This window comes from Priestia sp. USM5, assembly GCF_058323215.1.
Genome location: NZ_JBSGKN010000002.1, coordinates 118,882 through 134,054, shown reverse-complemented (window position 1 = coordinate 134,054; position 15,173 = coordinate 118,882). Strand labels below are relative to the sequence as shown.

Sequence of the window (15,173 nt, the reverse complement as noted above, 5' to 3'; positions counted from 1 at the left end):
CACTTTTACTCTTTTTTCCTTTCGTTAGAACGATAGGTGGGACGCGTGGGCTCTTCATTTGAACGAATCATCTCACGATTATGCTTTTCTAACCCATGTTTAATTTCTTGAGAGCATGAATGGCAAAGTTTCCCTTCCCGAATCTGAGTGTTGCATTGCATGCATGGATAGCTTATATTTGGAAAGTTAGCTAACACTAAGCGACCTTGTCGAATAAATTGATGAATTAACAAATCTGAAACGCCCGTTTCTTTCATCACTTCGTAAGTCGTTGCTGTACGATTTGCTCTTTTCTTCAAGAATGAAGAAACACGTTGAAACAGAGCTTCTTCTTTGTCAAAACATGATTTACATATACTTATTGATCCAATTTTCACAAATAAATGACCGCATTCCCTGCAATTATCTAACGTTCCCATATTCGAAACTCCTCATTTGTTTTTTATTTTACTATCGGTCAAAGTTTTAAATTATACATCTTCATGCACGAATTAAAGTGAGCGAACGAACTGAACGTGCCCCAGCTTCCTGCAAACACTTTGCCGCTTGGCGCACGGTTGCTCCTGTTGTATAAATGTCATCAATCAAGAGAAATTCTTGATTCGTAACCATTGAGGAGTCGACTACTTTAAATTCCAGCCTTTCTGTCAGCCGACTTCGCCTATTTTTCTTTGATTGCTTTGTTCCTGAACAACGAACAAGAGGCATTTCTATGTTGTCACTGATCAGTTCAGCTAGTGCTAAAGATTGGTTAAACCCTCTTTCATATAATCTCTCCTCCGTTAAAGGTACAGGAACTAGTATAGCTTTTGGATTACATTCTTTTTTATAGAACTTATACCACTGCTCCTTGAATGCTTGGATAATTTCATAGTCTCCTTGAAATTTAAAACGCTCTATTATGCTTTGCATAAAATCACTGTACGTATAAAGAGAACGGTTAAAAAAAGAAGCATCATTCCATTTCTGACAGTCCTTACATGTGTCTAGCTCATAATGAGAAGGAGCCAGGTCTGCAAGAGAGCGGCCGCATCCCCTGCAAACGCTACTGGTGATGATGGGACATCTTTGCAAGCAAACAGTGCAAATCCTATCCGTTGAAGAAGATTTTAACAATGACCTCCAATCGAAAGAAGAGACAAGAGGTTCAAAACAAATCAGACATATTGTCATCGATCAATCAGCCCTTCCTTATAAGCTAGAGCATTCATATGTTCAATATGTCCTTTTGCTTTTCGCATAGACAGAGATTGTCCATAATGAAAAAAGACCACGTCTCCCGTTGGAAATTGAGCACTCCTCCCCACCCTTCCTGAAATCTGCACAAGAGCACTTTCAGTAAAAATCGTTTCTTCTGCTCCCAATACTGCAACATCTATGTTGGGAACCGTTACGCCTCGCTCCAATATGGTTGTCGTTACTAAAATAACGAGCTGCCCTTCTCTAAATTTCATTACTTTTTCTTTTCTCTGGGAATCTTCAGCATGGACACCGTCTACCTTTTCGGTCAGCTTTCGAATCATGTCTGTGATCGGAGCAATCCACTTAATTTGCGGGACGAAGACAAAGCATTGTTTCCCTTCATCTATTCTTTTTTTTACCCATTTCTCAACATTAGCAGGCAAGGTATCTGTTTTTATTTTTTTCTTCCAATTGCCACACCATTCAAACCGAGGAACAGGAATAAGCATTCGGTGATAGCGGGCTGGAATTTTAACTACTTGTTTTTTTCCTTGCTCAACGTCTTTTTTTAATGATTCACTTGGAGTCGCTGTTAAATAAATCTTTGACGCAACGTGTTTAGCTGCTTTTGCAACAGCATAGTGCAGCATAGGCTCTGTTGAATACGGGAATGCATCTACTTCGTCAATAATCAGCACATCGAATGCTTGATAATAATGCAAAAGTTGATGAGTGGTGGAAATAATAAGAGAGGATTCATGAAAACGGTCTTCGCTGCCTCCATACATAGCCAGCACAGATATATCCGGAAATGCCGATTGAATTCTTGGCTTTAACTCAATAACCACGTCTGTTCTTGGAGTAGCAATACAGACTTTCTTTCCGCTGTTCAACGCGGATTCAATACCTTTAAATAAAATTTCCGTTTTTCCTGCTCCGCAAACAGCCCAAATTAACAGCTCTCCATCCTTTCTTATAGCTTGAATGAGTTCATTTGAAGCACGTTCTTGAGCTTTAGACAGCGTGCCTTTCCAATTCATCACGCTGCTTTTTGGCAGGGCGTTACTTGCTGGCCCTTCCCAGTTTATAAAGGGTGTGCATTCACTTACTTTGCCCATTACAATACATGCTCGGCAATAGTAGCAGTTCTGGTGACATCTACTGCATGGAAATGAAGCGAAATAAAAAGGGCTATCACTTCCACACCGGTTGCATCTATATCGATTTTCTTTTTGGGTGATTGCTTTTTGATAGGAAATATATCCGTTTAGGTAATGTTCATGAATGAGGGGTAAAGGATAGGGAGTCTGATTGAGTAGCAGCTGCTTTCCGCTTAAAGAGCGCTGAAGATCTAAAGAGTAAGGGTATGAAGGATTTAAAGGTGGAGTTCTCCACGTATCGATTTGAGAGAGAGGAAAAGCATCAGGACTAGGCACTTGAACGGGATCTAGCAGTTCTTGTTTAACAGTAAAAAGCATCTCTTCATTCCTTTCCATTTTTATCGTACACATCTATATACGCAAAAAAAGGTGTTTTTTCCTGCAAAAAAACCAAATCAAATGATTTGGTTTTCGATTACTTTTTATACCAGCCTATACCGATGGCACCTTCACCTAAATGCGTGCCAATGACAGCCCCAAAATAAGAAAGGCTCCATTCAATATGAGGATATTCTTGTTCTAAGTCTCGTTGAATTTCTTTTGCTTCATTTTTACGATTAGAATGAATAACTACAGCTTTCATAGGTACGTTTTCTTTTGCATCTTCATCAAGAAGCTCGGTAATTCGTTTTAATGCTCGCTTACGCGTACGAATTTTTTCAAACGGAACGATTTTTTTAGATTCAAAATGGAGCACGGGCTTTACTTGAAGAAGACTGCCAATAATAGCCTGAGCAGCATTTAGGCGACCTCCGCGCTGTAAGTGAGATAAATCATCTACCATAAAATACGCACGTATTGATAGTTTCATCTCTTCGAAACGCGCAATGATTTCGTCAGGATGTTTATTTAATCGGACCATCTCGGCTCCTTCAATCGCATAAAAGCCCTGAACCATACAGCTGATTTCTGAATCAAATACGTGCACATCAAAGTCTTCTACCATGCTACCTGCCGTCAAAGCACCCTGATACGTTCCGCTAATTCCACTAGATAACGTAATAACGATAGCAGCATCGAACTGATCTCGTTTTAACTGTTCAAACAACTCTACAAATTCTCCAATAGCAGGCTGAGAAGTGGTTGGAAGATTTTTTGCTTCTTTAATTTTTTCAAAATATTGATTTGCAGTCATATCTACTTCTTCACGATATGTTTCTTCACCAAAAATAACGCTTAGCGGTACCATATGTATATGATAGTTTGATCGAATTTCCTCTGATATATAGGCGGTACTATCTGTAATAATTGCTGTTTTCATAAGATAGGGATCCATCCTTTGTTATATAAAATAATTTCACTCTATTCTACAACATTTAGGATTAAAATGCATGTAACGAGAGGTTTACCTATTAGTAAAAGCTCCTTCACGTATACATATTAATTAACAAACCTTGAATTTCCCCTACCTGCTTGAGTAAATTTAAACTGTCTTTTTCTTTTTGAAGGATATCATTTGTCAAGTCAACTAGTTTCGTATCCACTTCTTTCACTAGCTTATATACTTTAGTGGTTCCTCTGTGGTTAAATCCTCTTTCTTCATGCAGTTCAAAACCATTTTTAACGACTTCGTTCATAAACTGCTTCACAAGCGTCTTGTATTTCCGCAAAGAATCAATAGTTTGACTTTTTACTAACTGCTTTCCCTGTTCTTCAATTTTATTTATCACTTGAGTTAAATGTTCATAGGTCAGTTCTTTTTGTTTCTTTACCATTACTCCTGTAAATGAAGCCGAACTACTTACTTCTTTTTCTCTAATGAGATTCACGGAAGAAGAAAGACCGTTAATTCGCTGTAACTCCACTATGTATCTCTCCTTTCTCTGTTAGTATACACTTCATTCAGTTTAGACTTTTAGATGTGCTTGCTTGATTAGCTGAAAAGTTTCGAGAGGCATCTGATGCGTGGATATGATGATTATCCTTTAGCTAAGAGTAATACGTATGTGCTGTTCATAAGAAGGCAGCTTGTTTTTGCGGGGCGAAGAGGTAACTTTAGGCGTCTCTTTTAACACTTCATTCCAAGCGTTAGAAAGCTTCTTCATCATTTGTTGAACTTCACATAAAATAAACGTATCTTTTTTTAAATTAGCCATAATTAATCTCTCAGACATATAGTTGTAAAGGGTATCTAACTGCTCTGCAATAATACCTGCTTGATATGTTAAGCCAATTCCTAGACGATATAAAATATTGTTGCACTGTTTAATTTTTTCATTCGCTGTAAAATAATCGCTGTGTTGAATTGCTCTAACAGCTTCATCAATATTTTGAATAAATTTTTCATACATCATAGCTGTTAGCTCTTGAGGAGATTTATGATAGATTAATTCTTCCGTTATAAAATTCAGCTTCATCACCTTCTTGCCTTCTTTAAATCCATTTTCTATGTGTTGCGCTATAACTCTTAAATTTTTAAAGTATACCAGTTGAGGTTTGAATAAATTCTTTTACGACCTCATATGTATCTGAATGTATTGAAGACCTTCCTTTACAAGAGCTTGCATCAAATGGATGGACATTGTTTTGAGGTATGGATGCTTTTGTCGAAAGTTGAAGGACGAGTAAATGCACAGAGGTATCACCCTTCGCCTTCCTAGAAGATATCTTCTTCCCTTAACTTATCGGTTGGTTTCCTCTCTCATTACACATGACTTTTTACCCACAATTTCAAAAAAAGTTATAAAAAGAAAAAAAAAGTCCGATATACCTAGTGGTATATCGGACTTTTGAACTTATCTTACTTCTACCCAACCGTTTTTGATAGCCACAACAACAGCTTGCGTGCGATCATTTACATTCATTTTTTGCAAAATATTACTCACATGGTTTTTAACGGTTTTTTCACTAATATATAATGCTTCTCCGATTCCTCGGTTACTTTTACCATCAGCCAACAATTGTAGCACTTCACACTCACGACGTGTTAACAAATGCAGTGGACGGCGAATCTCAATTGGTTCGTGCGGATAAGAAGACGACTGTCCTTGAGCTGCTAGTCGACGGTACTCTTTTACTAAACTATGCGTTACTTTAGGGTGTAAATATGAACCACCTTCTGCAACTACTTTCACCGCTTCAATTAACGCATCCGCATCCATTTCTTTTAGCAGATAGCCTCGTGCCCCTGTTTGCAAGGCATGAGTTACATATGTCTCATCATCATGAATAGATAAGATAATAACTTTAGCATCCGGATTTACTTCTACAAGCTTTTTCGTAGCTTCTACACCATTCACAGCCGGCATATTAATATCCATGATTACAACATCAGGTTGATGTTCTTCTACAAGGTCAATAACTTCGCTACCGTCGTCACCTTCTGCAACTACTTCAAAATCTTTTTCGAAATCTAAAATTCTTTTTACTCCTTCACGGAATAATTGGTGATCGTCGATTATGATAATTCTTGTCTGCATGTTTGATTCCTCCCCAAATCGAACAACAAATGTTTTACTCTATATTGACCCCTATTTATATACATATCTCTGCCTTTTTAAGCGGCTATAATCGGTACTTTAATCATAACAAGCGTGCCTTGGTTAATTTTCGAATGAACAGAAATAGTCCCATCTAACAAATCAACACGCTCTTTCATTCCTATTAAGCCGAACGAATTCTCTTTTTTCTCTTCTTGATTAAAACCACAGCCGTCATCTTTGACCAGCAAAATAGCGTGTTCATTGTTGAACTCTATCTTCACCTGGATTTCCGTCGCGTCTGCATGTTTTAATGCGTTCGTTACAGCTTCTTGCACTAGACGAAACAGTGCTACTTCTAATTTTGAAGCAGTTCGCTTCTCTTGTCCAATGGAAATAAACGTAATCCGAGGCTTGCCTTCGTTATAATCTTCGATTGTATCAAGATATTTACGCAGCGTCGGAATTAGACCTAAGTCGTCAAGTGCCATCGGTCTTAAATCATATATAATTCGACGTACTTCGTATAGGGCAGAACGAACCATTTTTCGTAAATCTCGAATTTCCTCCATTGCTTCTTTTGCACTACGTTCCCGGTAAATTCGGTCAATTAATTCTGATCTCATCATAACATTTGCAAGCATTTGAGCTGGGCCGTCATGAATCTCTCTTGACAAACGTTTCCGTTCCTCTTCCTGAGCTTCAATAATCCGAAAGCCAAAATACTCTTTTTGAATAGCATCTTCTACTATTTCCCCTACTTGTTTTAAGTCACTTGTTAAATAATTTAACACAACGGAAATTTGACCTACTAAGTGATCTGCACGTTTAATCGTTTCTTCCAATGTAAGCAAGCGTCTTTCTAGTTCATCTCGACGATTACGCAGCTGATATTCGCTTTGCTGATTCATCAGCAGCTTGGTTTGTAATTCGTGTGCTTTTTCATAAGCGTCTTTTACTTCAGGCTCTGAATAAATTTGAAAATGTCGGCTCACATCAGACAAACGCTTTCGAGCCAACCTTGCCTGAGTTTCTAATTTATCACCTTGCTCTATCGTCTCAAGAACTTTTCCTTTTAATACTTCTAACTCTTCTTTAATTTGCTGATATTCTTGTCTGGCATCTTCAGAAAGGCGATAGACTTCATTTTTACTATCTCCCACTGTGCCAATAATCTTCTCAAAAATTTCATCAAGTGCCTTGCTTGTTAATTTATGTTTCGACATTTACTCACCCCAAACTATACTCACATTCGGAGAAATGTCTATACGTTCATGCTATATATAGTATTCGTATGACCTATCTGAATTGTGAGGATAAGATCCATATTTTCTCCCTATCTGACTTTTTATATCCAAAAAGTAACGGTTGTTTTAGTACCCTCAAACTCGACATCAATCGACGCTTGACTCGCGTTATTTGAATAGATTACCATTTACGCTCACTCTTCAACAGTGACTAACTGCCTGTTTAAATCATTTCATTATTTAGCTATACAAGCCTGCACACTATTTTATTATAACGTATATTCTGTATGGCTTGTTTAAGTGATGTTGAATTTGATTAATTGATGTCTTTTCATAAACATTTTATACTAATAGCAAGTAAACAGTACGTAAATACCCGTTTTTCTTCTATTTATAACGCTAAGGAGGATTTTTTGATTGTTATCACAATATTATACCGTAAAACAAGAAGGTTCACATGAAATCACTATTCAAAAATCTAGATTCATTTGTCATATGAAACGTGTAACAACTGAGGAAGAAGCTCAGCAATTTATTCAAGACATTAAAAAACAGCACTGGAATGCTACTCATAACTGTTCAGCTTACCTAATTGGAGAACGAGATCAATTTCAAAAAGCAAACGATGATGGAGAACCAAGTGGAACAGCAGGCGTACCAATGTTAGAAGTGCTTAAAAAGAGAGGCTTAAAAGATACGGTAGTCGTCGTTACGCGCTATTTCGGAGGTATTAAATTGGGCGCAGGTGGATTGGTGCGCGCGTATGGAAAATCCGTTTCCGAAGCGTTAAATGAATTAGGTACAGTCAAACGAACTCTCATGGCGGTTATGCATACAACCGTCGACTATACATGGCTTGGAAAATTAGAAAATGAGCTTCGCAGTTCCGTTTATCTATTAAAAGAAATCCACTACGCAGACATGGTAGAGATTGAAACATTTGTAGAGGAAGCTCAAACAGAAGCATTTATTGAATGGATGACCGAGCTAACAAACGGCCAAGCAGATATTCGAGCAGGTGAGACGACCTATTTAGAAGAAGATGTAGAATGAATTATTTACTCTTATTAAAAAACATTGTACAATTGATAAATAGCGCAACTATTCTGATGGTTGCGCTACTTGTCAATGAGTAAAAACCTCGTAAAGACGCATAGCTTTGACGAGTTTGATTCATACATTCCAATTTATAACACATACTAAGTGTCACAATAAGTGTTCGAATATACGAATAAAAGGAGAAACCGTATGGCTCAATATAGACGTTTTCAAAAAAGAGTAAACAAACGGAAAAGAAAACGAAGGCTTTTTACATTTTTTCTGTTACCTATCCTTATTTTAGGGCTTTCTGCAACCGCTTATGGCTCTTATTTATTTGTTAAGGCTAAAACAGTAGCTTCTGATTCTTATGAAGGACTTGGAGATCGCGATAACTCTCCTATGCGTGATCGTAAAATCGATCCCAAAAAAGATGATATATCCATTTTATTTATGGGCGTAGATGACAGTGAAACCAGGAAGTTCGGAAAATCAGCCCGTACAGATGCTTTGATTTTGGCGACCTTTAACGAAACAAATAAAACCGTAAAGCTTGTAAGCATACCTCGAGATTCGCGGGTTTATATACCTGAAGTGAACAAAAAAGATAAAATTACGCATGCGCATGCGTACGGAGGTCCAAAAGCAACTGTAGAAACGGTAGAACAGCTGTTTAATGTCCCTGTTGATTACTATGTTAAAGTGAATTTTAAAGCTTTCACAGACATTGTAGACTCACTTGGGGGAATCGATTTTGATGTACCTTATGCGATGAGTGAAAAGGACTCAAAAGATCGTCATAATGCTATTGTCTTAAAACCAGGAAACCAACATTTAAATGGTGAAGAAGCGTTAGCTGTTGCTCGAACACGAAAACAAGACAACGATATTGAGCGAGGAAAAAGACAGCAGCAGTTGATCGAAGCCATGATTAAAAAAGCTGCTTCCATTGGATCACTTAATAAATATGGCAATCTTATCGAAGCTGTTGGCGATAATATGAAAACGAATTTAATGTTCGGTGAAATGCTTTCGTTTTATGATTACGCTTCGAAAAAAGTAGACATCGAAACCATTAACTTAGACGGTAGCGATGAAAAAATTAACGGCGTTTACTACTTCAAACTAGACAATGATTCAGTGGAAAAAGTAAGTGAAAAGCTCCGCAAGCATTTAGGCATTGAATCAACTTCAGATACAACAGAATAATTAAAAAGACCTCTTGGATATGCAAGAGGTCTTTTTAATTAATTTTTTAAACGAAGCCCACGAACCATGTTAAGAATTGGCCTATATGTCTTATCAACTAATCCTATTTTTTCAACGATAATTTCAATCGCCACAAGGAGGATAGCTAGTACAAGAAAAGACCCCCACATTGTTTGTACCTTTGAAAAGATAACTGCCGCTAAGCCAAATATCGCACTCATTCCATAAATAATTAAAACCGTTTGTCTATGGCTGTACCCTAAGCGCAACAAGCAATGATGCAAATGAGATTTATCAGGAGCCGATAGCGGTTGATTTTTTACGATTCGGCGAATAATAGCAAAGAACGTATCTGAAATTGGTACCCCTAAAATAATAACTGGAACAATGAAGGAAATAACCGCTACATTTTTAAATCCTAACAGAGACAATACAGAAATCATATAGCCTAAAAATAGTGCTCCTGTATCGCCCATGAAAATCTTAGCGGGGTGAAAGTTGTAAAACAAAAATCCAAGCGTACTTCCCAATACGATGAAACCCATGCTTGTCACAAACACATTACCCATCATAATAGCCATACCAGAGATGGTAATCAATACAATAGAGGAAACGCCGGCAGCTAATCCATCCAATCCATCAATTAAATTAATAGCATTGGTAATTCCTACAATCCATAATACCGTAATTGGAATACTTAACATTCCGAATTCTAATTTTCCGCCAAACGGCAAGTTAATGAAGTCAATTTGGACTCCACCGTATACAACAACAATTAATGTCGCTACTAGCTGACCGCCTAATTTAATTTTAGCGGATAGCTCAATCATATCATCTAAGACACCGGTAATGATGATAATGATGCTTCCGATTAAAATCGGCAGCGCATATTTACTGTCAGGCTGTAAAACGAGGTATCCAATAAGAAAACTAAAAAATATCGCCAAACCTCCAAGGCGAGGCATAATTTTTTGATGAACTTTTCGTTGATTTGGTTTATCCGTTGCACCTATTTTAAACGCCAGCTTCTTAACCAGCGGAGTGATCAGAATAGATGTAATAAAACAAATAAACAAGGTCAAATATAGCATGGAGACCCTCCTCAGGTTTATGTTAACCAAAACCATAAAAAATGTATCCAACTTTATATAATTGGATAGTATTTCAAATTGCGTATAACAATAATTACTTACTTATTCCCAAAATGGATTATATCACAATGATTCTACTACTTAAATAGAAATTTATTCTCAAAAATTAGCACATTTACAAACTATTAATAGAAAAGAACTGTATTTTTTGGTGTATAAACAGCTGATTTACTTTATTCTTATGTGGTTATTTTATGTAGAACATTTTCTTTACTATATTTTATTAAAATATAAGCGAACTCCCCCCTTTTCGTCTAATTTATTCGTCATCTTTAACTCTTTTTCCTTTTTATTAAGCATATTTAAACCTTTATTTTTATTTCACATGGCCCCACTCATTATATGAACAAACTTTTGACCTATGCATGTCCACTACTTCAAACCACATTCGCTGAATCGTTGTCCTTATCTTATATCATTTAAAAGTTAAAATATAGTGAAATGGACAGAGATAAAATTAAACAAAAAAAGGAATTTTATCAAAAAAATGAAACTTTTTTTGATACGGTTCGTAATACATAGTAGAAACAGTATCATTCATCTTACATAAAGGGGGTGTTGAATGAACTATGTTTGGTCTATCTGTTCAAACAGTGTATTTGTATGGATTAATTATCTGCGGAAGTCTCACCTTCTTATACATTTTATTTAGCGATTTGTTAGATGGATTATCTGAAGCGATACCTTTTTTTAACCCCACTCTTCTTTTTTCTTTTTTAACATTCTTTAGTGCCAGTGGATATTTGTTCACCTATACGTCATTGCAAAATTATTGGATTATTTCGATTTCCGCTCTTATTGCCCTTCTACTCGTTATTTTGCTCAACGTTTTCGTATTGATTCCTTTATCATCGGCTGAAGAGTCTCTTGCTTTTACTGAAGATTCGTTAAAAGGAAGACTTGGTACCATTATTACTTCCGTTCCTGCAGATGGTTATGGAGAAGTATTTATCGAAGGGGTTAGCGGCACGATCTCCAAACCCGCTGCCAGCTTTAAAAACACTGCTATACCTTTGGGCAGCAAAGTGCTTGTGGTAGATATACAAAGGGGCAACGCACTCGTTGTGATTTACGAAGAAGTTATGACCAATCACTCATTATAAATAGTATTAGGGGGAGTTTTATGTTTTCAACACCTATATTAGTTGTCGTTGGAATTGTTGTTTTTTTATTAATTGCGCTGATTGCCGTATTTATTACAAAATACCGTACAGCAGGTCCAGATGAAGCGTTAATTGTAACAGGGAGCTATCTCGGAAATAAAAACGTGCACGTCGATGAATCCGGAAACCGCATTAAAATTGTTCGCGGCGGCGGTACGTTTGTGCTGCCAGTTTTTCAGCAGGCTGAGCCTCTGAGCTTGTTGTCAAGCAAACTGGAAGTATCTACACCTGAAGTATATACAGAACAAGGTGTTCCAGTTATGGCTGATGGGGTATCAATCATCAAAATTGGAGGTTCTATTTCAGAAATCGCAACGGCCGCTGAGCAGTTTTTGGGCAAAGCAAAAGAAGATCGTGAAACCGAAGCTAGAGAAGTCTTAGAAGGTCACCTTCGTTCGATTCTTGGTTCTATGACGGTCGAAGAAATTTATAAAAACCGTGAAAAATTCTCTCAAGAAGTACAGCGCGTAGCTTCACAAGATCTAGCTAAAATGGGATTAATTATTGTATCGTTTACAATTAAAGACGTTCGGGATAAGAACGGCTATCTAGAATCGCTAGGGAAGCCTCGTATTGCTCAAGTTAAGCGAGATGCTGACATTGCAACAGCGGAAGCTGAAAAAGAAACAAGAATCAAGCGTGCCGAGGCTCATAAAGATGCCCAAAAAGCGGAGCTTGAGCGAAATACAGAAATCGCGGAAGCTGAAAAAATGAATCAATTAAAAACCGCTGAATATCGTCGCGAACAAGATATTGCCAAAGCTCGTGCTGACCAAGCGTATGATCTAGAAACAGCTCGCGCGAAACAAGATGTAACAGAACAAGAAATGCAAATCCGCATTATTGAACGTCAGAAACAAATTGAATTAGAAGAAAAAGAAATTCTTCGTCGTGAGCGTCAATACGATTCTGAAGTAAAAAAGAAAGCAGATGCAGATCGTTACTCTGTTGAGCAATCCGCAGAAGCTGAAAAAGCAAAACAGCTTGCGGAAGCTGACGCCAACAAATATCGAATTGAAGCAATGGCTAAAGCTGAAGCTGAACGCGTTCGAATTGATGGTTTAGCAAAAGCTGACGCTCAGCGTGCCCAAGGTGAATCTGAAGCTGAGATTATCCGCTTAAAAGGTTTAGCAGAAGCAGAGGCTAAACAAAAAGTTGCGGAAGCATTCGAGCAGTTTGGTCAAGCGGCTATTTTAGATATGATTATCAAAATGCTTCCTGAATATGCAAAACAAGTTGCAAGTCCTTTAGCAAATATCGATAAAATTACGGTTGTGGATACAGGAAGCAACGGTGAAAACAGCGGAGCTAATAAAGTGACTGGTTATGCAACAAACTTAATGTCTTCTCTTCAAGAATCGCTGAAAGCATCCTCAGGTATAGATGTAAAGGAATTGATTGAGAACTTTTCTGGAAAAGGAAATGTGCGCCAGAGCTTGCACGAACTAACGGATGAAATCAAGCAACAAAACAAAAAAGAAGATATCTAAAAATAAAAAGCATGCGGATATCATCCGCATGCTTTTTTAACCTCTTAACACTCGAAGAAGAAACCTAGGCAATTCTAACTGACGCTTCCATCTCCATGGTTCTTTTAATAGTCGATAAAGCCACTCTAAACCAAATTTTTGAAAAACAGCCGGTGCCCGGTTCAATCGTCCTGAAATAACATCAAACGAGCCGCCTACGCCTTGATAAACAGAAGGATTGAGTTTTTCTTTATGAGCAATAATCCAATTTTCTTGCGCTGGACTGCCTAAAGCGACAAACACAATTTCTGCTCCTGAATCATTAATCGTACGTTCAATGACTTCTTCATTTTTTTCATAGCCATTTAATGTTCCAACAATTAAAATCCCTGGAAACATCTCTTCCAATTTAGCTTTGGCTTCATCTGCAATGCCAGGCTTGGCTCCGTATAAAAAAATTCTTTTACCGTTATTAGTTGCTTCTTTGCACAGCTTCAGCATCATATCAATACCCGTTACACGCTCACGAATACGTCCCTTTTTGAGCTTTGAAGCTAAAATCACACCGATTCCATCTGGAATTTGATAAGTCGCTTGATTTAACAGTGACTTTAGTTCCTGATCTTCTTGTGCTTTCATAATTTTTTCAGGATTGATTGCTACAATAAATGATTTTCGGCCTTTATCTATATCCTGAAGTAACTTTGCCGCTAGCTCATCGTACGTGTCGCTACAAACGTCTATTCCTAAGATGTTTTCCTTCATTAAATCACCCGTATGTTGATTTTTTAGTTTTTTACAAACGAAAGACAGGCTGTTCAGCCCGTCTTTTTATAAAGTAGAAACTTTTGAATCACCAAGTAACACTACGTCAAAGCCTGCTGCTTTCCATTGATCACGCTGAATGCAGTTTTTCGTATCAAAAATAATCTTTGTACGCATATGATTTTCAACAGCTGATGGAAGAAGCTCTTTGAACTCATTATGATCTGTTAAAATAAGAATCACATCTGCATGTGCAACAGCTTCATCCAAACTTTGCGTCTGACGTTCGATTTTATTCTCTTTGATATGAGGATCAAATGCTGTGTAATCAACACCTAGCTTTTCTAAGTGATGAAGCACATCCGTTGATGGACTTTCACGCATATCATCAATATTTCCTTTAAAAGCTAAACCTAAAACAGCTACACGTCCATGTTGAATGCCCTTCTCATCTAGTAGGCTTTTCGTTTTTAATGCTGTATATTCAGGCATTGAATCATTTGTCTGACGAGAAAGAGAAATAATTTTCGCAAGTTCTGGCTGAAGCTCCGTTAAGAACCAAGGGTCAACAGCAATACAGTGGCCGCCTACACCAGGACCTGGTAAATGGATGTTTACACGTGGATGATAGTTCGCTAACTTAATCGCTTCCCACGCATTTACACCAATTTTTTCACTGATTTTTGCCAGCTCATTTGCAAAGGCAATGTTCACATCACGATATGTGTTTTCAATTACTTTCACCATTTCAGCTGTTGTAGCATCCGTTACGTGAATATTTCCTTTTACAAATGTTTTATAAAGCTCAACAGTCAAGCGACTGGACTCTTCGTTAATACCACCGACAATACGGTCATTATTTACTAGTTCCTCAAATACTTTTCCTGGAATAACACGTTCAGGTGAGTGAGAAACAAATAACTCACTGCCTAATTCTAAACCAGTTTCTTTTAGCACAGGTAGCATAACGTCTTCTACTGTACGCGGAGGAACTGTGGATTCTAAAATAACTAAATTTCCTTTACGAACGTAAGGAACAATTGATTTTGTCGCTTCTCGAACATAGTTCAAGTTTGCCGTTTTATCTTCATTAATTGGTGATGGTACAGCAATAATAAAAATATCCGCCTCTTCAGCTGTTGTGCCTACCGTAAAGTGGCCGTTGTCAACTGCTGATTCTAAACGTTCTTGTAAGCCATTTTCTTCTATATGAAGTTGCTTATTTTTAATTAATTCTACTGCTTTTTCATTTACGTCAACACCATGTACATATAAGCCGTGATTGGCAAACATAACAGCTGTCGGTAAACCTATATATCCTAAACCAACTACACACAATTTCTTTGTCATTGCAGAAAATCTCCTTTATA

General features: G+C 37.4%; 15 protein-coding genes. 4 read left to right on the top strand and 11 right to left on the bottom strand.

The window, feature by feature from the left end:
- Positions 1 to 5: 5 nt before the first annotated feature.
- From ACWATA_RS25020 to ACWATA_RS24985, 8 genes are all read right to left on the bottom strand, one after another.
- Positions 6 to 419 carry a TIGR03826 family flagellar region protein gene (locus ACWATA_RS25020; protein ID WP_154974049.1) on the bottom strand — a complete coding sequence of 138 codons (414 nt, stop codon included), beginning with the start codon at positions 417 to 419 and terminating at the stop codon, positions 6 to 8.
- Positions 420 to 480: 61 nt separating this feature from the next.
- Positions 481 to 1,173, bottom strand: a complete 693-nt coding sequence (locus tag ACWATA_RS25015; RefSeq protein ID WP_028412011.1) for a ComF family protein — start codon at positions 1,171 to 1,173, stop codon at positions 481 to 483.
- Entirely contained in the window at positions 1,170 to 2,660 is a 1,491-nt protein-coding gene (locus ACWATA_RS25010) for an ATP-dependent helicase ComFA (protein ID WP_473050262.1), read from the bottom strand. Before ACWATA_RS25010 ends, ACWATA_RS25015 begins: the two co-directional genes overlap by 4 nt.
- Before the next feature lie 97 nt (positions 2,661 to 2,757).
- On the bottom strand, positions 2,758 to 3,603 hold the full coding sequence (locus ACWATA_RS25005; RefSeq protein ID WP_367077573.1) for a DegV family protein: 846 nt from the start codon (positions 3,601 to 3,603) through the stop codon (positions 2,758 to 2,760).
- Positions 3,604 to 3,709: 106 nt separating this feature from the next.
- Positions 3,710 to 4,147 (bottom strand): YaaR family protein, encoded by a 438-nt coding sequence (locus ACWATA_RS25000; protein WP_033580405.1) that lies wholly within the window; start codon positions 4,145 to 4,147, stop codon positions 3,710 to 3,712.
- A 120-nt stretch (positions 4,148 to 4,267) separates the two neighbouring features.
- A complete protein-coding gene (fliS, locus tag ACWATA_RS24995; protein ID WP_367077594.1) occupies positions 4,268 to 4,699 on the bottom strand; it encodes a flagellar export chaperone FliS in 432 nt (143 codons plus the stop codon).
- A gap of 378 nt (positions 4,700 to 5,077) precedes the next feature.
- Entirely contained in the window at positions 5,078 to 5,761 is a 684-nt protein-coding gene (locus ACWATA_RS24990) for a response regulator (protein ID WP_013059772.1), read from the bottom strand.
- Between the two features lie 77 nt (positions 5,762 to 5,838).
- The gene (locus ACWATA_RS24985) at positions 5,839 to 6,987 is read right to left on the bottom strand and encodes a sensor histidine kinase (RefSeq protein WP_013059773.1); all 1,149 of its coding nucleotides are present in this window, start codon (positions 6,985 to 6,987) and stop codon (positions 5,839 to 5,841) included.
- 438 nt (positions 6,988 to 7,425) lie between these two features.
- Here ACWATA_RS24985 and ACWATA_RS24980 point away from each other — a divergent pair, with 438 nt between their 5' ends.
- Positions 7,426 to 8,061, top strand: coding sequence for a YigZ family protein (locus ACWATA_RS24980; protein ID WP_028412006.1), 636 nt, complete (start codon positions 7,426 to 7,428; stop codon positions 8,059 to 8,061).
- Positions 8,062 to 8,256: 195 nt separating this feature from the next.
- Complete coding sequence (locus ACWATA_RS24975; protein WP_028412005.1) at positions 8,257 to 9,255, top strand: LCP family protein; 999 nt, start codon at positions 8,257 to 8,259, stop codon at positions 9,253 to 9,255.
- 38 nt (positions 9,256 to 9,293) lie between these two features.
- Here ACWATA_RS24975 and ACWATA_RS24970 read toward each other — a convergent pair whose 3' ends face one another.
- Positions 9,294 to 10,346 (bottom strand): glycosyltransferase family 4 protein, encoded by a 1,053-nt coding sequence (locus tag ACWATA_RS24970; protein WP_013059776.1) that lies wholly within the window; start codon positions 10,344 to 10,346, stop codon positions 9,294 to 9,296.
- Positions 10,347 to 10,975: 629 nt separating this feature from the next.
- Between ACWATA_RS24970 and ACWATA_RS24965 the strand changes: the two genes are divergently transcribed.
- Both ACWATA_RS24965 and floT read left to right on the top strand, forming a co-directional pair.
- On the top strand, positions 10,976 to 11,509 hold the full coding sequence (locus ACWATA_RS24965; protein ID WP_013059777.1) for an NfeD family membrane protein: 534 nt from the start codon (positions 10,976 to 10,978) through the stop codon (positions 11,507 to 11,509).
- A 20-nt stretch (positions 11,510 to 11,529) separates the two neighbouring features.
- The gene (gene floT / locus ACWATA_RS24960; RefSeq protein WP_028412004.1) at positions 11,530 to 13,059 is read left to right on the top strand and encodes a flotillin lipid rafts scaffold protein FloT; all 1,530 of its coding nucleotides are present in this window, start codon (positions 11,530 to 11,532) and stop codon (positions 13,057 to 13,059) included.
- 36 nt (positions 13,060 to 13,095) lie between these two features.
- On the opposite strand, the gene ACWATA_RS24955 is transcribed toward floT, so the two are convergent.
- Together ACWATA_RS24955 and ACWATA_RS24950 are read right to left on the bottom strand one after the other, a co-directional pair.
- The gene (locus ACWATA_RS24955) at positions 13,096 to 13,803 is read right to left on the bottom strand and encodes a WecB/TagA/CpsF family glycosyltransferase (protein ID WP_028412003.1); all 708 of its coding nucleotides are present in this window, start codon (positions 13,801 to 13,803) and stop codon (positions 13,096 to 13,098) included.
- Between the two features lie 66 nt (positions 13,804 to 13,869).
- Positions 13,870 to 15,153, bottom strand: coding sequence for a nucleotide sugar dehydrogenase (locus tag ACWATA_RS24950; protein ID WP_028412002.1), 1,284 nt, complete (start codon positions 15,151 to 15,153; stop codon positions 13,870 to 13,872).
- Between the last annotated feature and the right edge of the window lie 20 nt (positions 15,154 to 15,173).